The following is a 21,009-nucleotide window of genomic DNA, read 5'->3' on the forward strand; positions in this document are numbered from 1 at the left end:
TTCGCTATCTCCTTTGACAGGGTCACTACTCAGTGACCGATAGCTGACGATCGTACTGTTAACAGTAGAACTTCGCAACTCGGCCGGTGGTGAACGTCGTCGTCGCCGCCCGACAGCGGCCCCCGTCAGGCGCTGCGCGCGCGCTGCATCTGCGCCACGATCCGCTCGGCGGCGTCGCTCATGTGCTGGGCCAAGAACGCCTCGCCCCCCTCGATGTCGCCGGCGGCGAGCAGCGAGACGATCGGCAGGTGTCGCTGGTAGGCCATGTTGTGCAGCGCGGTCTGCGGCCCGGCGGCGGTGATCGCCGCCCGGGCGAGCCCACTCACGCCCTGCCAGCTGTGGGCCAGCGTGCCGTTCCCGCTCAGCTCACACAGCCGGCGGTGGAAGGCGAGATCGGCATCAAGCTGGGCCACGAAGTCGCCTTCGTTCTCCTTCAGATGTCCCAATGCTGCTTGGAGTTCCGGGATGACGACGGAACGATCGGGAAGGTCGCAGATCTGCCGGAAGGCCAGCGACTCCAGCGCGCAGCGGACAGCGAAGATCTCGTCCACTTCCTGCTCGCTGACCACCCGGACCGACAGCCGGCCGCGCGCGTCGGCGGTGAGCAGGCCGTCTTGCTGGAGGTGCCGCAACGCCTCGCGCAGAGTCCCCCGGCTCACCCCGAGCGACTCGCTCAGCTCGACCTCGGCCAGATGGGTCCCGGGCGCCAGCTCACCGGAGCTGATCGCGTCCCGCAGTCGGGCGAGGATGAGCTCGCGCCTGGTCTGCAGCTCGATCGACCCGAGGGACCGCAACGTCGACTTGTTCGGAGGCGCCATGGACATCGAGTGTAGCGCCGACCGTGCCGCTTTGCTTGACTGTCAACAGTCATACATGTCATGCTCTGCGCCATGGACCACGACGTACGGACGCTGAACCGCGAGCGAGTCATCTGCTCGACCATCACCCTGCGGCATCTGCCGCTCGGCGAAGCGCTCGCCGAGATCGGAGCACTCGGGTTCGCCGAGATCGACCTCGGCGCGCTGCCCGGAGTCTGCAACCACGTTCCGTACGTCCTCGACGACGCGGCGGTGGCCGAGGTCGCCGCCACCGTCCGCGCCTCGGGTCTCGCGGTCCGCTCGGTGAACGCCGACGTCGGCGACCTGAACCGGCCGCTCACCGCTGAGGAGCAGCAGCAGCGATTCGAGCACGCGGACAGGCTGATCTCCTTGTGTGTCGCGATCGGAGCCACCGGGCTGGTGCTGCCCAACGGTGCTCAGCAGCACGAGCCGATCGTCGACCTCGACGCCGATCTCGACCTCGTCGCCGCCCAGCTCATCGCGATCGACGAGCGCTGCCGCGCCGCCGGGATCCAGCTCTGGGTCGAGGCACCGCACTTCTTCCGGCTCTGCTTCGACCTGGACCGCGCTTCCCGGCTGCTGGACCGGCTGCCCGCGACGATCGGCGTGATCTGTGACGTCAGCCATATCGTCGCCTCCGGCTCGACCCCCGCGGCGTTCGTCGATCTGGTCGGTGACCGGATCAGCCACGTCCACATCCGCGACGCCGAGCCCGGCTATATCCATCACAGCGTCGGCCGCGGGCAGGTGGACTTCGCCGGTACCGTCGCCGCGCTGGCGGGCATCGACTACCGCGGCCGCTTCGCGCTCGAGCTCGAGACCCGCGACATCACCAACGACGAGCGCCCCGAGGCCGCGCTTGCCGCGGGGGTCTACATCAGTTCGCTGCTGTAGCCGCGGCTGCTCGCCGCCGCTCAAAACCTGGCGCTGCGCTCTCCGGCCGGGTGGTTCAATAGCGGGGGCACACCGGGTGCCCGCGCGAGGAGAGCGAGTTATGTCGGACTTGACGATCACCCTGGTTCACGCGAGCGAGCGTGCGGACCGGGTGGTCACCGCGGGCACCAAGGCCTGGGAGCCGTTCCGCGACGAGGAGAAGGTCATCGCGGCACGCGTCAACGGAGCCCTCAAGGATCTGTCCTACGAGCTCCAGGACGGCGACGAGATCGAGGGTGTCGAGATCGACAGCCCCGACGGCCACGACATCCTCCGGCACTCCACCGCACACGTGATGGCGCAGGCTGTGCAAGACCTCTTCCCGGACGCGAAGCTCGGGATCGGGCCGCCGATCCGGGACGGGTTCTACTACGACTTCGACGTCGAGACGCCGTTCGTGCCCGAGGATCTGGAGAAGATCGAGACCCGGATGCGCAAGATCGTCAAGGAGGGTCAGCGCTTTTCGCGCCGGGTCACCACCGAGACCGACGCGCTGGAGGAGCTGAAGGACGAGCCGTACAAGATCGAGCTGATCGGCCTCAAGAGTGGCCGCACGTCCGAGGACGACGCCGAGATCGCCGAGGGCGCCTCGGTCGAGGTCGGTGCGGGCGAGCTCACGATCTACGACAACATCCGCCGCAACGGCGACGTCGCGTGGAGTGATCTGTGCCGCGGCCCGCACCTGCCGACGACCAAGCGGATCCCGGTGTTCAAGCTGATGCGCACCGCAGCGGCGTACTGGCGCGGCAACGAGAAGAACAAGCAGCTGCAGCGCATCTACGGCACCGCGTGGGAGTCGAAGGATGCGCTCGATGCGCACCTGCACCGGCTCGAGGAGGCCGAGCGCCGCGACCACCGCAAGCTCGGTCGCGAGCTCGATCTCTACTCCTTCCCCGACGAACTCGGTTCCGGTCTGGTCGTCTTCCACCCCAAGGGTGGCGTGATCAAGCGCGAGATGGAGGACTACGTCCGCCGGCGCCACATCGAGGAGGGCTTCTCCTACGTCAGCACGCCGCACATCTCCAAGGACGGGCTGTTCCACACCTCGGGCCACCTGCCGTACTACGCCGACACGATGTATCCGCCGATGGAGCTCGAGGGCGCGAAGTACCAGCTCAAGGCGATGAGCTGCCCGATGCACAACCTGATCTACCAGTCCCGCGGCCGCTCCTACCGCGAGCTGCCGCTGCGGCTGTTCGAGTTCGGCGGGGTCTACCGGTACGAGAAGTCCGGCGTGGTGCACGGCCTCACCCGGGTGCGCGGCATGAGCCAGGACGACTCGCACTCCTACGTCACCCCCGAGCAGGCCGACGCCGAGATCAAGCACCTGCTGGACTTCTGCCTCGGGCTGTTCCGCGACTTCGGCCTCGACGACTTCTATCTCGAGCTCTCCACCCGCGACGACTCCAAGCCGGACAAGTTCATCGGTTCCGACGAGCAGTGGCGGGTCGCGACCGAGGTCCTGCGGCGGGCCGCCGAGGAGTCCGGCCTGGAGCTGGTTCCCGACCCGGGCGGCGCGGCGTTCTACGGCCCCAAGATCTCGATCCAGGCCCGGGATGCGATCGGGCGGCCGTGGCAGCTGTCCACCATCCAGTACGACTTCAACCAGCCCGCGAGGTTCGGTCTGGAGTACCAGGCCGCCGACGGCACCCGGCAGCAGCCGGTGATGATCCACTCGGCCAAGTTCGGCTCGATCGAGCGGTTCCTCGGCGTTCTGGTCGAGCACTACGCCGGCGCCTTCCCGCCCTGGCTGGCACCGGTCCAGGTGCGCGGGATCCCGATCGCGGAGCGACACGTGGATTATCTGGAGGATGTCGCGCGGCGGCTGCGGCAGGCGGGCATCCGGGTCGAGGTGGACGACTCCGACGACCGGATGCAGAAGAAGATCCGCGACGCCCAGCTGCAGAAGGTGCCGTTCATGATGATCGCCGGCGACGACGACGTGGCGAGCGGGGCGGTCTCCTTCCGCTACCGCGACGGGCACCAGGACAACGGGGTCTCCATCGACGAGGCGATCCGCCGGGTCGTCGCCGCGGTGGAATCACGCGAGCAGGTCTGAGCCGGTCGCCGGTTCGGTGCCCGACCGGCCGGGGTGGATCCGGGCGCACTCCAACGCGACCCGGATCTCGGCCAGCTCGGCCGGATCGGCCAGGTCGCGCCCGGTGAGCTGTTCGAGCCGGCGGAGGCGGTAGCGAACCGTGTTGCGATGCAGGAACAACCGTGCTGCCGCGGCGGAGGTGGAGCCCTTCTCGGCGAGCCAGACCCGGGCGGTCTCGAGCAGGACCGCGTGCTCGCCGTCGGGTGCGAGGACGTCGCCGAGCACGCGACCGGCATACCAACGAGCCAGCTCGGGGGTGCCGGCGAGCAGGATCGCCAGCGGCTGCTGCTCGTAGCGGACCAGCTCAGTGCTGCCGGGGGTGCCGGCGGTGCAGGCGAGGCGTGCCGCGCGGCGCGCCTCGGGCGCCCGGTCGATCTCGCCGAACACGTCGCTGAACCCGAGCCGGCCACGGGCGATGGCGGCCAGGTCCTCGGCCAGCCGCTCGATCCGGTAGCCGACCCGGAGTGCGACCAGGCCCTCCTGGTGATCATGATCAAGTCGCCACAGCGACAGCAGCCCGCGGCCGCGGAGCAGGGCCTCGACGCCGGGCAGTGCCTCGCGGCCGGTGGCGGGGCACTCCCCCACGACGGCAACGAACTCGCCGCGGCGCGGCAGGTCGATCAGACCCGCCGACTCCCAGGCATCCTCCGCGGTCGTCGCCGGGTCGAGCAGGGTGTCGAGCAGCGCGACCCGTAGCTGGGCGTCGCGTCGGGCGCGCTCGGCCAGGGTGTCTCGATAGACGTCGGTCACCTGGAGCGCGAGGTCGTCCGAGACGGCCCAGATGTCCGCGGCGGCCAGGGTCAGCACCGGACGTTCCTCGGGCAGGCAGCGCTCGACCAGGATCTCCCAGATGAACCGGCTGCCGACCCTGAACGCCTGCAGCACGGCGGCGTAGGAGATGCCTCGCTCCGCCCGCGCAGCGCCGGTTCGACGGGGTGCGTCCGCACTGATCCCCGGTCTGCGCGCGAGGGTTCCGAGGATATAGCGCACGTTGGCCGTGCAGGAGGAGCGGAGTTCGTCGTCGGAGACGACCTGTCCGTCCCGATACAGCGGAATCTCGGTCTTGATCCGATCCGCCATGGCCCGACCGAGCTCGGCGGCGTCGGGCAGCAGACGGGCGCTGAGGGCGACGACCACCGGGTCCGCCGCTTGATCGGTCACGACGCCGGACCTCCTCATCATTGTGCTCGCGCACAAGCCGTTGGCGGCAAAGTCAGGTCTGCCGACCGATGTCAGGGCCCACACCGACCGGCAGGATTGTTCCATCGAACCACACAAGGCAAGGAGGCCTGATGAATCTCGCCGAGATCCTGATCCACACGGCGTCGGTGCGACCCGCGCGCGCCGCACTCCGGCTGGGCGACGGCGTCGTCGACTATGCCGAGCTGAACGAGGCCAGCGGCAGGGTGGCGTCGCTGCTGGGGACGTACGGGGTCGCCGCCGGCGATCGGGTCGGGGTGATGCTGCCGAACGTGCCCGAGTTCGCCGCGATCTACTACGGCGTGCTCCGGGCCGGCGGGGTCGTGGTGCCGATGAACCCGCTGCTGAAGACACGGGAGATCGAGTTCTACCTCGGCGACTCCGGCGCCCGGCTGGTGTTCGCGTGGCAGCCGGCCGCCGACGAGGTCCGAGCCGCCGCCCAGCGGCTCCCCGGGGTCGAAGCGGTGATCGTCGCACCGTCCGGCTTCGTGGCCGAGCTGTTGTCGTACGAGCCGTCCGACCTGCTCGTGCAGCGATCGCCCGACGACACCGCGGTGATCTTGTACACGTCCGGCACGACCGGCCGCCCGAAGGGTGCGGAGCTGACCCACGACAACCTCACCCGCAACGCCGAGGTGACCCAGTCCGACCTGGTCCGGCTGAGCGCCGACGACGTCGTCTTCGGTGGGCTGCCGCTGTTCCACTCGTTCGGGCAGACGGTGACCCTCAACACCACCGTCGCGGCCGGCGCGACCCTGGTCATGCTGCCGCGCTTCGACGCACGCACGGCACTGGCGCTGATGGCCGAGCACGCGGTCACGGTGTTCGCCGGGGTGCCGACCATGTACAGCGCGTTCCTCGCGGTCGACGACGCACCCGCGCTGCCGCGCCTGCGGCTCTGCCTCTCCGGTGGCGCGGCACTGCCGGTCGAGGTGCTGCGACAGTTCGAGGACCGGTTCGGCTGCGCGATCCTGGAGGGCTATGGACTGTCGGAGACCTCCCCGGTCGCGTCGTTCAACCTGGTCGACCAGCGCAAGCCCGGCTCGATCGGCACCCCGGTGACCGGTGTCGAGATGCGGGTGGTCGACCTCGACGGCAACCCGCTGCCCACCGGCGAGGTCGGCGAGATCGCCATCCGCGGCCACAATGTGATGAAGGGCTACTGGCGGCGTCCGGACGCGACCGCGGCCGTGCTGTCCGCCGACGGCTGGTTCCGGACCGGGGACGTCGGCCGGGTCGACGGCGACGGTTTCTACGTCATCGTCGACCGGATGAAGGACCTGATCATCCGCGGTGGATTCAACGTCTACCCGCGCGAGATCGAGGAGGTGCTGTACGAGCATCCCGACGTCGCGGAGGCGGCCGTGATCGGGCTCCCGCACGACCGGCTGGGCGAGGAGGTCGGCGCCGCCGTTGCCCTCCGGCCCGGGTCGACCACGACCGAGACCGAGCTGAGGGAGTACGTCCGCGGCCAGGTAGCCGCGTACAAGTACCCGCGCGTCGTCTGGTTCGTGGAGAGCCTGCCCAAGGGGCCGACCGGCAAGATCCTCAAACGCGAGATCGTCGCCCCCTCCGATCCGCCGGCCGGTGTCCAATGAGCAGCCTCGACGACGTCGAGGCCCAGGCCGCACCGCTGGACGCGCTGCTGGTCGACGCCGCGCTCGGGCCGCTGCGCCGGTTCGCGCCTGACGCCTCCACCCTGAAGTGGGGTCTCGGCCTGGCGCGCCGGCCGCGCACGCTCACCCGCCGGCTCGGCCAGCTGGGAGCCGAGCTCACCAAGATCACGACCGGCAGCTCGACCGTGGCCGCCGAGCGCCGCGACCGCCGGTTCGCCGATCCCGCGTGGACCGAGAATCCGTTGCTACGCCGGCTGCTCCAGGTCTATCTGGCGTCCGGACGCACGGTCGAACAGCTCGTCGAGGACGCCGGGCTCGGTTCGCGGGACGAGACGCGCACCCGGTTCCTGGTCGAGAACCTGCTGCAGGCACTGGCGCCGAGCAACGTTCCGCTGATCAACCCGGCGTCGGCCAAGTCGGCGATCGACAGCGGCGGTCTGAGCCTGGTTCGCGGGGCCGGCCAGCTGGCCCGGGACCTCGCCAGCGCTCCTCGCGTGCCCGAGATGGTCGACGGATCCGGATTCGAGGTCGGCGTCAACATCGCCGCCACGCCGGGTGCGGTGGTGCTGCGCACCGAGGTGTTCGAGCTGATCCAGTACACGCCCACGACGAAACGGGTATCCGAGACACCCGTGTTGATCGTGCCGCCGACGATCAACAAGTACTACGCGATCGATCTGGCCCCGGGCCGGAGCCTGGTCGAGTACAGCGTCGCCCAGGGCCGGCAGATGTTCGTGATGTCGTGGCGCAACCCCGACGGCCGGCACGCCCGATGGAACTTCGATACCTATGTCGGTGCCGTTCTGGAGGCGATGAGCGCGGTCGAGCGGATCACCGGCAGCACCGAGACGATGCTCGGCGGGATCTGCTCCGGCGGGATCCTCGCCTCGATCACCGCCGGCTATCTCGCCGCCACCGACCGGCTCGACCGGCTGGCCGGGTTGTGCCTGGCGGTGACCGTGATCGACAACGAGTCCGCCGGCGCGGTCTCGGCGCTCACCGACCGGCGGCTGGCCAACGCCGCCAAGGCCGTGTCGAAGCGCAAGGGCTATCTCGACGGACGATCGCTGGCCGAGGTGTTCGCCTGGCTCCGGCCCGGCGACCTGGTCTGGAACTACTGGGTGAACAACTATCTGCTCGGGAAGCGGCCGCCCGCGTTCGACATCTTGTTCTGGAACTCCGACACGACCCGGATGGCCGCCGGCCTGCACGCAGACTTCGTCGACCTCGGCCTGGACAACACGCTGACCACGCCCGGTGCGCTGACCGTGCTGGGCCAGCCGATCGACCTGCAGGCAGTCACGATCGACGCCTACGTGGTCGCCGGCAGCACCGACCACATCACCCCGTGGGAGAACTGCTATCGGACGACCGGGCTGCTCGGCGGCGATGTCCGCTTCGTCCTGTCCAGCAGCGGCCACATCGCCGCTCTGGTCAACCCACCCGGCAATCCCAAGGCGAGCTACCGCACCGGCACGACCAACCCACCCGACCCGGCATCGTGGTTGGCCGACGCCGACACCCACCAGGGCACCTGGTGGACCGACGTCAGCGGCTGGCTGGACCAGCGCTGTGGACGGCAGGTCGTCGCACCGAAGCAGCTCGGCGCACCCGATCTGCCGCCGCTCGCCGACGCACCCGGAACCTACGTCTACGACAACTGAAACCCCACCAGACATCGACAACGCAAAGGAGCACGTCCATGTTCGACAACCTCGGCCGTTCCCGCGGCACCGACTACTTCAAGATCGCCGATCAGCTCACGCCGACCGAGCGCAACTACCTGGACCGCACCCGGCGCTTCGTCGACGACGAGGTTCTTCCGGTGATCAACGACTACTGGGAGCGGGCCGAGTTCCCCCGACCCTTGATCGACAAGCTGGCCGAGCTGGGCATCGTCGGTGACGGCATCGCGGGCTACGGCTGTCCCGAGCTCAGCCCGATCGCCAACGGCCTGATCAGCATGGAACTGAACCGCGGCGACGGGAGCCTGGGCACCTTCCTCGGCGTTCAGGCGGGCCTGGCCATGCAGTCCATCGCCAAGCTCGGCTCCGAGCAGCAGAAGCAGCGCTGGCTTCCCGCGATGGCCCGGCTGGAGAAGATCGGCGCGTTCGCCCTGACCGAGCCCGACCACGGTTCGGACTCGGTCGCCCTGGAGACGTCCGCCCGCCGCGACGGCGACAGCTGGACGATCAACGGCGAGAAGAAGTGGATCGGCAACGGCACCATCGCCGACGTGATCGTGGTGTGGGCCCGCGACGTCGCCGACGGGCAGGTCAAGGGCTTCCTGGTCGAACGGGATACCCGGGGCTACGATGCCCGCCGGATCGACGGCAAGGGCTCACTGCGCTCGGTCTGGCAGGCCCAGATCACGCTGACCGACGTCCGGGTCCCCGAGGCCGACCGGCTGCCGTACGCGAACAGCTTCAAAGACACCGGCCGGGTGTTGGCCGGCACCCGGGCGGGGGTCGCCTGGGCCGCGCTCGGGCACGCCACCGCGGCCTACGAGGTCGCCGTGGCGTACTGCACGGAGCGTCGCCAGTTCGGCAAGCCCCTGGTGTCGTTCCAGATCGTCCAGGACCGGTTGGTCAAGATGCTCGCCGAGGTGTGCTCGATGCAGCTCTACTGCCTGCGGTTGGGCCGGCTGGAGGAGGAGGGTGCGCTGACCGACACGATCGCGGCCATCGCCAAGATGAACAACACCAGCAAGGCGCGTCAGGTGATCGCCGAGGCTCGCGACCTGCTCGGTGGCAACGGGATCTTGCTGGACTTCCATGTGATGCGGCACCTGGCGGACATGGAGGCACTGCACACCTACGAGGGAACCGAGACCATCCAGACCCTCATCGTCGGTCGCAGCATCACCGGCGTCGGTGCCTTCGCCTGAGCACGGTGTGGAACCCGAGAGGAAGATGATCATGACGAGTTTCGCCCGAGCCGCCGACCTGCTCGCCGTCGACCCCGGCGCCGATCTCGGTGTCAGCCGGTGGATCACCATCAGCCAGGACCGGATCAACCAGTTCGCCCAGTGCACCGAAGACGACCAGTGGATCCACGTCGACGCCGATCGGGCCCGGAGCGGTCCTTACGGCGGAACCATCGCGCACGGCTATCTCACCTTGTCGCTGGCTGCCACCATGCTCACCGAGGTGATCCACGTGGGCGGCATCGGCGCCGCGGTGAACTACGGCGCCAACAAGGTTCGCTTCCCGAACCCGGTGCCGGTCGGCGCCAAGGTCCGCGGCCACGTCCGGCTCGGCGCCACGAGCCGACGGGGAGAGATGATCGAGGCCTGCTACGCGCTCACCGTCGAGATCCAGGGTGCGACCAAGCCGGCCTGCGTCGCCGAGCTCGTCGTGCTGTACACATGACCCGGCCGCCGCGGCCGACCGAACAGTTGCGCCGGATCCGGGTCGACGGTCAGGACCTCCGCGTCTGCGTCCGGCCCGGAGCTGCCGCCGGCCCGCCGCTGCTCCTGTGCAACGGGATCGGCGCCAGCCTGGAGCTGCTCCAGCCGTTCGTCGATGCCGTCGACCAGCGGATCACCGTGATCCGCTTCGACGTTCCCGGCGTCGGGGGCTCCCCCCTGCCGCGGCGGCCGTACCGGTTCAGCAGCCTGGCCCGGCTGCTGAACCGGCTGCTCAGCCGGCTCGGCCACGACCGCTTCGACGTTCTCGGCATCTCCTGGGGTGGCGGCCTGGCCCAGCAGATCGCCCTCCAGTACCGTCGGCGCTGCCGCCGCCTCGTCCTCGTCGCGACCGGAACCGGCGCACTGATGGTGCCGGCGCGACCGGCGGTGCTGGCGAAGATGATCACCCCTCGGCGCTACCGCGACCCGGCCTACGCCGCCGCCGTCGCCGCCGAGCTGTACGGCGGCCGGCTCCGATCCGAGCCCGAGCTGGCGAGGACCCTGCTCCATGATCACTCCCGGGTCGGCACCCGGCGCGGGTACCGGCTCCAACTCCTCGCCGGGTTGGGCTGGACCAGCCTGCCCGTCCTGCCGCTGATCCGGCAGCGGACCCTGATCCTCGCCGGCACCGACGACCCGATCATCCCGCTGGCCAACGCCCGGCTGCTGCGCACCGGCATCCCCCGCGCCGAACTGATCGTCTACGACGACGGCCACCTCGGACTGATCACCCGGGCCGACGAGCTCGGTCCCGCCGTCTCGGCCTTTCTTCGACCGTGACGAACCACCCGATCCCCGCGTAGCGGCGCGTGGTCAGCCGGTACGCGAGGCGCGGCCTCTTCCCGACGAGCCCGGGCCGGGCGCCGTCGTGCGTCTCGGCCTGGGTGGTGGCGCCGTGCTGGCGCGCAAGACGAGCCTGGTCGGGAGGAAGACCGGTTCGCAGACGTCGTCGCCGGCGGTGCCGTCGAGGAGTTGGATCAGCAGTTCCGCGGCCACCTCACCCTGCTCGGGAACGCTCTGGGCGATCGTGGTCAGATCGAGCATCGCCGCCATCTCGTGATCGTCCACGCCGATGATCGACATGTCCTCCGGCACCGCCAGGCCGGCCCGCCGCAGCGCCCAGAGGGCGCCGATGGCCAGCTCGTCGGACTCGGCGAACACGGCTGTCGGGAGCGTCGACCGGCTGAGCAGCTTGGCCATCGCCGCCGCACCACCCTCGAGTCCGTGGGACCCGTCGGCGACCAGCCTGGGGTCGAGGGGGCGGCCGGCTGCGGCGAGGGCCCGTTCCGCGCCACGGCGCCGGGCCGCTGAGGAGACGAAGCCGAAGCGGGCGTCGTCGGCGGTGCCGGAGATGAGCCCGATCCGCTCGTGTCTCAGGTGCAGCAGGTGGTTGATCGCGCTCGTCGCGGCGGCCGCCTCGTCGATGCCGACCGACGGAGACCCGGGCACCCGGGTACCGACGCTGACCATGGGGAGGTCCAGCGCCCGGAGGGCCAAGGTGTGCTCCTCGGTCAGCGGCATCGAGAGGGTGAGGATGCCGACGACGCGGGCGTCCAGCGGCACCCGCTCGAAGAACTGGTCCCGGACGTCGGCACTGCCGAGGTGGTAGAGCATGACGTCGTAGGCCTGGCTTCGAAGCAGGTCGACCGCACCTGCGGTGACGGTGCTGAAGAACCACCTCGTGATGTACGGAACGATCACCGCGACGGTGCGCCGCGGGCCGGCCTCGATGCTGTTGGCCTGCAACAGTGTCACGTAGTCCAGCTCGCGGGCGGCTTCGACGACCCGCCGCCGCGTATCGGGCGACACCTTGGCGAGTCCGCGAAGGGATCGCGACACGGTAGCCGGAGACACGCCGGCGCGCTCGGCGACGTCGACGATGCTCACTCGGCCACCGTGTCCTCGACCTCGTCGCTCCTCTGACACGTGACAAGCGTAGGGCTCGCCTGTTCCCGGTCACCCAGCCCGCCGCGGCCGCGCCGGTAAGGACCGACCGAGCGGGCCGGCCGGCTACTCGTCCCAGAGGCCGTGCTCGGGCCACCGTCGCGGCAGCCGGGTGTCGACCGCGGGCAGTTCCGCGATCTGCGCGGAGGGTTCGGTCTGATACCAGTAGGCGACACTGGAGTAGTCGTTGCTCTGGTCGTTGGCATGGCCGTGCTCGATGCTGAACCGCAGCGACGTGCTGAACCGGACCGGGTCCTCGATGTGGAACCGGTACATGCTCCAGGTGCCGAAGTGTTCCTGGACACTCGAGCCGAGGCTGATGCCGTGGTACGGGCCGGCGTACGGCCCGCTCGGGAAGCCCCAGGCCGCGTTGAAGTAGTCCTCGGTGCCGGTCCCGTGCAGGCGGGGCGGCCACGGTTCGCCGTCGATGAAGAACATGTCGTCGCCCTCACCGGGCCAGGTGTAGACCTGGTTCGAGGCATTGAAATTGTCGATGCTGAGCAGGCAACCGACGTAGTGCCCGCTGCCCACGGTGTCGAGGACGACATAGTTCTCCTCACCGGTGGTGTTCAACCCGGGCAGGTCCCAGGGGGCCGGGTCGGCCTCGGCGCCGGCGTGCTGGACGGCAACGGTCTCGCGTTCCTGCCGGTAGTAGGCATGGAAGAGTCCGAGGTCGTCGGGTGCGGGTTCGTCGGTGAGCTCGTAGTCGACGTAGTAGAAGAGGTTGACCACCGGTTGATCGCTCTCGTTGCGCAGCACGATCGTGGCGCCGGTCCGGAACGGCATCGGGAAGTAGCAGTTCATGGCCGCGGCGAACGGGCCCTTCGGCCCGCGGCGGGGACCGAAGACCATGCTCAGCGGGAGCGAGACGTAGTGCACGGCGGTGGCGTGGCCGACGCCGAAGAAGTCGCCGAGCGGGGTGCGCACGCTGGGCGTCGGGGAGCCGTCCCAGTACATCTCGAGCACCAGCTTTCGCAGGTACTTCTCCGAGTAACAGCGGGTGGTCAGCCAGATGTGCTCGATCACGCCGGAGCCGTCGATGTCGGCGAGCACGTGGGTCGCCCCGGGCTCGACCACGGCGAAGTCTCGATTCCCGCCGGTTCGGTCATAGCTGGAGGAGCGTGCGGAGCGGCCGGGCTTGAGGTACGGCAGTCCGGACAGGGGGCTGTTGGGTTGCCAGAACTTCACGGCATGGGTTCCTTTTCGTTCGTCGAGAGGTAGAGATCCGACACCGGGCACCGGTGTCGTGGTGGCTAGCTGGTCGGGTGTGTCAGCCCTTCACGGCGCCGAGGGTGAGTCCACCGACGATCCGCTTCTGCAGCAGGAACGTGACGGCGACGACGGGCAGGGTGTAGAGCATCGCGAGGGCCGTCATCGCACCCCACTGGAGGCCGAACTGGGTCTGGAAGTTGGCGATCACGATGGGTGTCGTCTGCGCCTTCACCGCGGTCAGCAGCAGGGCGAACAAGAACTCGTCCAGGAGGCGAGGAAGGCGAAGATCGCCGCGACGGCGATCCCGCCCGAGACGACCGGGATGATCACCGACACCAGGGTGCGGAGGCGGCTCGCACCGTCCACCGCGGCGGCTTCCTCGAGCTCGATCGGGACCGACTCGAAGAAGCTGGTCAGCAGCCAGATCGCCAGCGGCAGGGCGATCGCGGTATGGGAGAGGGCCAGTCCGGTGGGGGTGTCACGGAGACCGATCGCGGTCATCATCGCGACCAACGGGATGCCGATGGCGACCGGCGGAACCATCCTGGTGACCAGGGTGGAGAAGACGAACAGTTGACCCGATCGGCTCTTGAAGCGGGTGATCGCGTACGCCGCCGGAACGGCCAGCACGATGGTCAGCACGGTGCTGATCGACGCCGTGGAGATGCTGTTCACGAACGACGGGATGACGCCGAAGGTGGACAGCGCGATCTCGTAGTTCTGCACGCTCCAAGACTTCGGCCAGACGGTCGGCGGGACGGCGATCGCCTCGATCGGTGCCTTGAACGAGGTCAGGGCGAGGTAGACGAACGGGAACGCGTAGCTGACCACCACCACGCCCAGCAGGACCCAGAGCAGCGCCCGGCCCGCGCCGCGGCGGTGTCGGCCGGAGCCGCGCGACCGGCGCGGACCGGCTGCGACGCTGAGGGCGGCTGACGACATCAGGTCTCCTTCCCGGGTCGCCAGATCGTCGCGATGGCGACGACCGCGACGACGAGCATGACGATCATGTAGAGGACGCTCATGGCGGAGGCCAGTCCCGGCTCGCCGAAGCGGACCATGGTCTGGTAGATCAGCAGGCTCAACGTGGTGGAGGCCTGTTCGGGACCGCCGTTGGTCTGGATCAAGATCACGTCGAACGCCTTGGCGGCGTCGACCCCCCGGACGATGAGCGCGACCGCGATCACGGGCCGCAGCAGGGGCAGCATGATCCGGGTCAGCAGGCGCCAGCCGCCGATGCCGTCCAGCCGGGCCGCCTCGATCAGGTCACCCGGCAGGTTCTGCAGACCGGCGAAAAGCACCAGGGTCATGAAGGACGTGGTGAGCCAGATGTCCGGGATCGCAACCGAGAACAGCACGATGTCGGGGTTGCTGAGCCAACCGATCTGGTTGGGATCGTCGAGGATCCCGAGCTGGGTGAGGACCGCTCCGACGATGCCGAAGTTGTCGATCAGCAGGAACCGCCAGAGCAGGCCGGCCACGACCGGCGCGATCATCAGCGGATACAGGAAGATCGTCCGGAAGATCCGGGACCGTTCGCCGAGAGCGTTGAACAGCAGGGCGGTCGCCAGGCCGAGGACGAACTCGGCGGTGACGACGAGCACGGTATAGACCAGGGTCCGGGCCGCCGCGGCCAGGAAGTCCGGCGAGCCGAGCGCCTTGGCATAGTTTCCGACGCCGACGAAGGCCCTCGTCCCGGCAAGCGCGTCGACGTCGAAGAAGCTGTCGACGATGAGCCTGATCACCGGCCAGGCGACGAAGACGGTCAGGAACACGGCCGCCGGCGCCATCAGCGCCAGCGCGTAGCCGTTGTCGCTCAGCCTGGCGCCACCGCGTGCGACGGGCGCAGCGGACGCGGGCGTCGGGCCGGGCGGCGTCGGTCGATCGCGCTCGGGCGGTCCGGCTGCCGGCGGCGCCATCACGTCAGCCGACAAGACTCTCGACCTTCCCGCGCGCCTGGGTCAGCAAGGCTTGATAGTCGGCGCCGGGCTTGAGCGAGGACTGGATGGTCGGCACCAGGACGGTGTCGACGATCTGCTGCCACTTCGGGGTGAGCGGACGAGCCTTGGTGGCCGGCCCGTCGAGGGTCGCGATCAGCGGCTTGAACGACTCGTAGCCGTCCTTGTCCTGGTAGGCCTTGAACGCCGAGATCCGGGCGGCGAGGCCCAGATCGGACTGGATGCTGAGCTCGTTGTGATCGTAGGCGTACTGGACGAACTTCGTGGCCAGCTCGGACTGCTTTCCCTCGCTCGGCAGCGACAGATACCAGGGGCCGGGGATTGCGCCGACTCCGGCGGTGCCGCCGATCATCGGAGCGACGCCGACCTTGCCGTACACGCTGGCGTCCTTCGGGATCTGTCGATAGGCATGTGCCCAGAAGCGGGTCATCGCGGTCTTGCCCTGGTTGAACAGGTTCTGAGCGGCGGCCCAGTCGACCTGCGCGGCGCCCGCGGGGGCGACCTTCAGCTTGTTGGCGAGATCGCTGTAGAAGGTCAGCGCGGACAGGTGGGCCGCATCGTCGATGATCACTTTGCCGGACGGATCGAGGACCGTCCCGGCGGCGCCGGCCTGCACGACGTGGGCCAGCCACTCGGTCTCGACCGCACCCTTGACGTCGGTGCCGTACAGCTCGGTGCCGCGGGTGAAGAACTGGGCGACGTCGTTGAACTGCTGCCAGGTCGTCGGTGCGGCGAGTTCATAACCGTACTTCGATTCGAAGGCCGCCTTCTCCTTGGAGTCGGAGAACAGATCCTCGCGATAGAAGAGGATCTCCGCGTTCGCCCAGACCGGCATCCCGACGTACTTTCCGTCGATCTGGGCGCCGGTGACCAGGGACGGGAACAGATCCGCCTTCACCTCGTCGGTGAACAGGTCGTCGAGCGGGCTCAGCTTGCCGGCGAACGTCGGCAGCCAGATCGCGTCCATCGCTGCGACGTCGAACGAGGGCGTGCCGGCGGACAGCTCCGTGTTGAACCGGTTGTACAGACCCTCGTACGGCAGCGCCACGAAGGTGACCTTGGTTCCGGTCTCCTTGCTGAACGCGTCGGCCACCGGGGTCAGCTCCGCCTGGCCGCCGGCCTCGCACAGGACGGTCAGCGCTCCCGCTCCGCCCGATCCCGAACCGGACGGTGCCGGGCCACCGGCGCCACAGGCACCGAGTGCCGCGGCCGACACCGCCGCGGCGCCGAGGCCGAGAAAGGCGCGGCGGGAGAAGGAGGAGAAAGGTGCGGTCATCGACGGCCTCCGAGATTCAAGGGCTTCCATCAGGAACGTGGCTGCTGTACGTTAACTCGTGTCAGTAACACGAGTCAATAGCAAGCTCCGAATGACATGATGGGGGCGCCATGAATCCCGCTCGATCGAAACGGCCACTACAGAAAGACGTGGCCGAACGTGCCGGTGTGTCGCGCACCACGGTGTCCTTCGTGCTCAACGGGGTCGAGAACATCGCGATCCCCGACGAGACCCGGGACCGCGTCCTGCAGGCGGCAGCCGAACTGGGGTTCCGCCCGAATCCGATGGCTCGCGGCTTGCGCGGGGGCCGGAGCAACGTCTTGGGACTGCTCACCAGTGACATCGTGACCACGCCGTACTCGGTGGAGATCGTCAAGGGCGCCCAGGATGCCGCCATGGCTCGCGGCAAGACGCTGCTGATCATCGACAACGGCGGGTCGGAGGTCGCCGCGGTGGACGCGGTCGAGCATTTCCTCGAGTGGAGGGTCGACGGGCTGATCTTCGCCGCCGAGTACCACCAGCCGTACACTCCGCCGCCGGCCGCGGCTGCGGCGCCGGCAGTCCTCGTGAACTGCTTCGTCCCACCGAGCGATGCGGACCGCTACCTGCTTCCGACCATCCTCCCCGACGACGTTCAGGGCGGTGCGACCGCAACCGGGGCGCTGATCGAGGCCGGGCATACCCGGATCGGCTACATCAACGGTCCGAGCGAGCGCTTCCCCGCCTCGCGGGAACGGCTGCGAGGTTATCGCGATGCCCTCCGGACGGCCGGGATCGCGGCCGACGACTCGTTGGTGCGCGAGGGTGACTGGTGGCAGGAGTCGGGCACGCGCCACGCCGCGAGCCTGCTCGACCTGCCGGAGCCGCCGACGGCGATCTTCTGTGCGAACGACTGGATGGCCATGGGTGCGTACGAGACTGCGCGGGACCGCGGACTGCGGATTCCGCACGATCTGGCGATCGTCGGCTTCGACAACCGCACCGAGATCGCCGACCATCTTCGACCGGGCCTGACCACCGTCGCGCTGCCCTACCGGCAGATGGGCGCGCGGGCCGTCGAGGTGCTGCTGGACCCTGCCGGGCAAACCCGAGGGGTCACCGAGCGGATGCCCTGTCCCCTCGTCCGGCGTGCCTCGGTGTGACGCCGAGACCTGACGCAGCCGATCGGCGCCTCGTCGCAAGTTCGTTGCATCCGCCGCAGCGGCCATAGGTCGGCGGGTCATCCGCCAGCGGCCCCATCGTGCGGCGCGGACGGATGAAAATCTTTCACTCCACGCGGGAGCGGGCGCGCTTTCACGGTCACCGCTACCGATGAATGACGTGAAAAGTCCTTGAATCATTGATTATTCGTATCGATCGGGGGGCGGTGTAGCCGCCGAGGATGAGAGGAAACTGTTGCAAGCCTGTGAAACCCGATGTTAGCGTGTGCCCCGACCAGAGTCGGTGATGATCACAGCGCTCCCCCGAAAACGCCAGTCACCAGTCCCACCGAAAGAGGCCCACTCCGGCCGCCGGCGTCGTTCGAGCGGCGGCCGCGAATGCGCTACGCGACCCTGCCTTCCCCTCGTGCGCGCCGCATGACTCAGCCGACTCGTCGCATCCCCGCTACGTCCGGAAGGAAGATCATGGTCCAACGAACACGCCGCTGGCAGCTGCTGCGTCGTGCAGCGGTCGTCCTGGGAATCACCCTGGCCGCCACCGCGATCCCGTCGCTCGCGCCGGCAGCGCCGGCGCACCCCGACGTCCTGCCTCAGCGAGCGACCGGTGTGCCCGTCGCGAAACAGACCCGCGGCGTCAGCAGCGAGGTCGTCGCACAGGCGAAGAAGTACGCACCGGGAGCGAACTTCACCGCCACCTGGAAGCGGGCTGACGCCCTCAAGGTGCGCCCCGACAGCACCACGACGACCCCGCGAATTCCCGAGAACTTCCCGGTGATGACCGACAAGGTCTGGGTCTGGGATACCTGGCCGCTGACCGGCCTGGACACCAAACCGATGACGTACAAGGGCTGGCACGTCATCTTCTCGTTGGTCGCGCCGCGCAACATCTTCTTCGGCGACCGCCACTGGGAGGCGCGGATCGGTTACTTCTATTCGAAGGACGGCCGCAACTGGAAGTACGGCGGGCACCTGTTCCCGGACGGCTACTCCAAGGGCTCGCGGGAGTGGGCCGGCACGGCCATCTACACCTCCAAGGGCACGGTGACCCAGTTCTACACCGCGTCCGGCAGGGACAACGGCGGGATCAACAACACCGACTTCCTGCAGCGACTGGCGATGTCCAGCGGCAAGATCCACGCCGACAGCAAGGGTGTCTACTTCACCGGGTTCCGCAAGCACAAGATCATCGCGCAGGCCGATGGCAAGTACTACCAGACCCAGGAGCAGAGCAAGGGCGCGCCGATCATCTACGCGTTCCGCGATCCGTACGTCTTCCGCGACCCGAAGGACAAGAAGATCTATGCCCTGTTCGAGGGCAACACCGCGGGAGTGGCCGGCACCTACCAGTGCAAGGCACGCGACCTGGGCAAGTTGCCGCCCGGCCACACCGTGTCCAGCGACGCGAATCTCTACACCGGCAACATCGGCCTGATGCGGGCCACCAACGGCACCAAGATGTCGAAGTGGAAGCTGCTCCCGCCGCTGCTGTCGACCAACTGCGTCAATCAGCAGACCGAGCGTCCGCACATGGTGATCAAGAACGGCACCTACTACCTGTTCACCATCAGCCACCAGTTCACCTACGCCCCGGGGCTGTCCGGACCGGACGGCGTCTACGGCTTCGCCGGACCGTCGCTGCGATCGGACTACAAGCCGCTCAACGGCAGCGCTCTGGTTCTCGGCAACCCGCCCGACGCTCCGATCCAGAACTACAGCCACGAGGTGATGCCGAACCTGATCGTGCAGAGCTTCATCGACACGGTGCCCGGCGCGAACGGCCCGGTCTACGGTGGCACCCTGGCGCCGTCGCTGCAGCTGGCGATCAACGGGACGAACACCTACCTGACCCGGGTGCTGCCGTACGCCTACATCCCGTCGATGAAAGCGGTGAAGTAGATGCGGAGGCCAATTCGCCTGCTCGCGACCGGTGTCGTGACCATCGCGCTGGCGGCGACCGCCGCCAGCGCGGGGGCCGCGCCCTCCGCCGCTCCTCGCGGGCCCAAGCTGCAGAGCTCGGCCGAGGTCGCCGCGTCGAAGCAGACCTACGGCGTCACCGCGAGCCGGGCCGCGAAGCTGAAGTCGTACGCACCGACGGCGAACTTCACCGCGACGTGGAAGCGCTCGGACGCCCTCAAGGTGTCGATGGACAGCACCAACACGACGCCGATCATCCCGGAGAACTTTCCGGTGATCAGCAACAAGGTGTGGCAGTGGGACACCTGGCCGCTGACCGGGATGAACACCAAGCCGATCACCTACAAGGGCTGGCACGTGATCATGTCGCTGGTCGCCCCGCGCACGATCCCCTACGGTGACCGGCACTGGGTCGCGCGGATCGGCTACTACTACTCTCGTGACGGGCACAACTGGAAGTACGGCGGCCAGTTGATGGACGAGGCCCGCGGCATCGGTTGCATGGAGTGGGCCGGCACGGCGATCAAGACCGGCAAGAACACCGTGCGCCAGATCTATACGACGGTCGGCGCGAAGCGGGGTGGATCCACCTGCCGCACCACGCCGCCGTTCGACGTCAAGCAGCGGCTGGCGATCTCGAAGGGAAAGATCCACGCCGACAGCAAGGGCGTCTGGTTCACCGGCTTCACCTCGCACAAGATCATCGCGCAGCCGGACGGCAAGTTCTACCAGACCCAGGCGCAGGGCATCGCCCCCTACGACTACGCCTTCCGTGACCCCTTCATGTTCCGCAATCCCAAGGACAAGAAGGTGTACGCGGTGTTCGAGGGCAACACCGGCGGCGTCACGGGCAGCCACAGGTGCAGCTCGCGGGATCTGGGCAACCTGCCGCCCGGGCACACCGTCGATCCGGAGTCGACGAAGTTCACCGGCAACATCGGCCTGATGGTGGCCACGAACTCCGCGCTGACCAAGTGGAAGCTGCTTCCTCCACTGCTCTCGGCAAACTGCGTCAACCGGCAGACCGAGCGGCCTCACGTGGTGATCAAGAACGGCTTGTACTACCTGTTCACGATCAGCCACAAGTTCACCTACGCTCCGGGCGTGACCGGGCCGGACGGTGTCTACGGGTTCGTGGGCTCGTCGCTGCGCAGCGACTACCAGCCGATGAACGGTAGCGGGCTGGTGCTCGGCAACCCGCCGGAGGCGCCGGAGCAGAACTACAGTCACGAGGTGCTGCCGAACCTGATGGTGCAGAGCTTCATCGACCAGGTGCCGACGGCGAACGGGCCGCGCTTCGGGGGAACGCTCGCGCCGACCCTGCAGCTGGGGATCGACGGTGCGAACAGCTACCTGACGAGGATTCTGCCGTACGGCTACATCCCCGCGATGGCAGGGAACTGAGCCGGCCGGCTGAGCGCGACGTCCGCGTTCTCAGCTGAAAGGGGCG

Annotated in this window: 18 protein-coding genes; 10 read left to right on the top strand and 8 right to left on the bottom strand. The window is 68.5% G+C overall.

Annotation, left to right across the window (positions count from 1 at the left end; all coding sequences use genetic code 11):
* Nucleotides 1-125 precede the first annotated feature (125 nt).
* A complete protein-coding gene (locus ABD747_RS24680; protein ID WP_344809732.1) occupies nucleotides 126-818 on the bottom strand; it encodes a GntR family transcriptional regulator in 693 nt (230 codons plus the stop codon).
* A gap of 72 nt (nucleotides 819-890) precedes the next feature.
* On the opposite strand from ABD747_RS24680, the gene ABD747_RS24685 reads away from it, so the two are divergent.
* Together ABD747_RS24685 and thrS are read left to right on the top strand one after the other, a co-directional pair.
* Nucleotides 891-1,733 carry a sugar phosphate isomerase/epimerase family protein gene (locus tag ABD747_RS24685; protein ID WP_344809734.1) on the top strand — a complete coding sequence of 281 codons (843 nt, stop codon included), beginning with the start codon at nucleotides 891-893 and terminating at the stop codon, nucleotides 1,731-1,733.
* Between the two features lie 100 nt (nucleotides 1,734-1,833).
* The gene (gene thrS / locus ABD747_RS24690) at nucleotides 1,834-3,831 is read left to right on the top strand and encodes a threonine--tRNA ligase (protein ID WP_344809736.1); all 1,998 of its coding nucleotides are present in this window, start codon (nucleotides 1,834-1,836) and stop codon (nucleotides 3,829-3,831) included.
* Here the strand turns inward: thrS and ABD747_RS24695 are convergent.
* A complete protein-coding gene (locus ABD747_RS24695; RefSeq protein ID WP_344809738.1) occupies nucleotides 3,814-5,031 on the bottom strand; it encodes a PucR family transcriptional regulator in 1,218 nt (405 codons plus the stop codon). The genes thrS and ABD747_RS24695 overlap by 18 nt on opposite strands.
* 131 nt (nucleotides 5,032-5,162) lie before the next feature.
* Here ABD747_RS24695 and ABD747_RS24700 point away from each other — a divergent pair, with 131 nt between their 5' ends.
* Genes ABD747_RS24700 through phaZ form a run of 5 tightly spaced genes read left to right on the top strand, consistent with a single transcriptional unit; the run spans nucleotide 5,163 to nucleotide 10,875 of the window.
* Nucleotides 5,163-6,668 carry a long-chain-fatty-acid--CoA ligase gene (locus tag ABD747_RS24700; protein WP_344809740.1) on the top strand — a complete coding sequence of 502 codons (1,506 nt, stop codon included), beginning with the start codon at nucleotides 5,163-5,165 and terminating at the stop codon, nucleotides 6,666-6,668.
* Nucleotides 6,665-8,350, top strand: coding sequence for a PHA/PHB synthase family protein (locus ABD747_RS24705; RefSeq protein ID WP_344809742.1), 1,686 nt, complete (start codon nucleotides 6,665-6,667; stop codon nucleotides 8,348-8,350). Before ABD747_RS24700 ends, ABD747_RS24705 begins: the two co-directional genes overlap by 4 nt.
* 38 nt (nucleotides 8,351-8,388) lie before the next feature.
* Nucleotides 8,389-9,573 (top strand): acyl-CoA dehydrogenase family protein, encoded by a 1,185-nt coding sequence (locus tag ABD747_RS24710; RefSeq protein WP_344809744.1) that lies wholly within the window; start codon nucleotides 8,389-8,391, stop codon nucleotides 9,571-9,573.
* Between the two features lie 31 nt (nucleotides 9,574-9,604).
* Nucleotides 9,605-10,057: a MaoC family dehydratase gene (locus ABD747_RS24715; RefSeq protein ID WP_344809746.1), complete on the top strand. Its 453-nt coding sequence runs from the start codon at nucleotides 9,605-9,607 to the stop codon at nucleotides 10,055-10,057.
* The gene (gene phaZ, locus ABD747_RS24720; protein WP_344809748.1) at nucleotides 10,054-10,875 is read left to right on the top strand and encodes a poly(3-hydroxyalkanoate) depolymerase; all 822 of its coding nucleotides are present in this window, start codon (nucleotides 10,054-10,056) and stop codon (nucleotides 10,873-10,875) included. The genes ABD747_RS24715 and phaZ overlap by 4 nt, the downstream gene beginning before the upstream one ends.
* A gap of 33 nt (nucleotides 10,876-10,908) precedes the next feature.
* Here phaZ and ABD747_RS24725 read toward each other — a convergent pair whose 3' ends face one another.
* The 6 genes from ABD747_RS24725 to ABD747_RS24750 form a co-directional block, all read right to left on the bottom strand.
* A complete protein-coding gene (locus tag ABD747_RS24725) occupies nucleotides 10,909-11,982 on the bottom strand; it encodes a LacI family DNA-binding transcriptional regulator (protein WP_344809750.1) in 1,074 nt (357 codons plus the stop codon).
* Nucleotides 11,983-12,105: 123 nt separating this feature from the next.
* Nucleotides 12,106-13,227, bottom strand: coding sequence for a glycoside hydrolase family 172 protein (locus ABD747_RS24730; protein WP_344809752.1), 1,122 nt, complete (start codon nucleotides 13,225-13,227; stop codon nucleotides 12,106-12,108).
* Nucleotides 13,228-13,309: 82 nt separating this feature from the next.
* A complete protein-coding gene (locus ABD747_RS24735) occupies nucleotides 13,310-13,507 on the bottom strand; it encodes an ABC transporter permease family protein (protein WP_344809754.1) in 198 nt (65 codons plus the stop codon).
* Nucleotides 13,489-14,193 (bottom strand): carbohydrate ABC transporter permease, encoded by a 705-nt coding sequence (locus ABD747_RS24740; protein WP_344809756.1) that lies wholly within the window; start codon nucleotides 14,191-14,193, stop codon nucleotides 13,489-13,491. Before ABD747_RS24740 ends, ABD747_RS24735 begins: the two co-directional genes overlap by 19 nt.
* Nucleotides 14,193-15,170 (bottom strand): carbohydrate ABC transporter permease, encoded by a 978-nt coding sequence (locus ABD747_RS24745; protein WP_344809758.1) that lies wholly within the window; start codon nucleotides 15,168-15,170, stop codon nucleotides 14,193-14,195. Before ABD747_RS24745 ends, ABD747_RS24740 begins: the two co-directional genes overlap by 1 nt.
* Nucleotides 15,171-15,174: 4 nt before the next feature.
* A complete protein-coding gene (locus ABD747_RS24750; RefSeq protein ID WP_344809760.1) occupies nucleotides 15,175-16,485 on the bottom strand; it encodes an ABC transporter substrate-binding protein in 1,311 nt (436 codons plus the stop codon).
* 149 nt (nucleotides 16,486-16,634) lie between these two features.
* Between ABD747_RS24750 and ABD747_RS24755 the strand changes: the two genes are divergently transcribed.
* The 3 genes from ABD747_RS24755 to ABD747_RS24765 all read left to right on the top strand — a co-directional run bounded on the left by ABD747_RS24755 (nucleotide 16,635) and on the right by ABD747_RS24765 (nucleotide 20,963).
* Complete coding sequence (locus tag ABD747_RS24755) at nucleotides 16,635-17,627, top strand: LacI family DNA-binding transcriptional regulator (protein ID WP_344809762.1); 993 nt, start codon at nucleotides 16,635-16,637, stop codon at nucleotides 17,625-17,627.
* Nucleotides 17,628-18,110: 483 nt separating this feature from the next.
* Nucleotides 18,111-19,541, top strand: a complete 1,431-nt coding sequence (locus tag ABD747_RS24760; protein WP_344809764.1) for a glycoside hydrolase family 68 protein — start codon at nucleotides 18,111-18,113, stop codon at nucleotides 19,539-19,541.
* Entirely contained in the window at nucleotides 19,542-20,963 is a 1,422-nt protein-coding gene (locus ABD747_RS24765) for a glycoside hydrolase family 68 protein (protein ID WP_344809766.1), read from the top strand.
* The last annotated feature ends 46 nt before the right edge of the window (nucleotides 20,964-21,009 follow it).

The sequence above is a fragment of the Microlunatus ginsengisoli genome (assembly GCF_039537205.1).
Taxonomy (GTDB): domain Bacteria; phylum Actinomycetota; class Actinomycetes; order Propionibacteriales; family Propionibacteriaceae; genus Microlunatus; species Microlunatus ginsengisoli.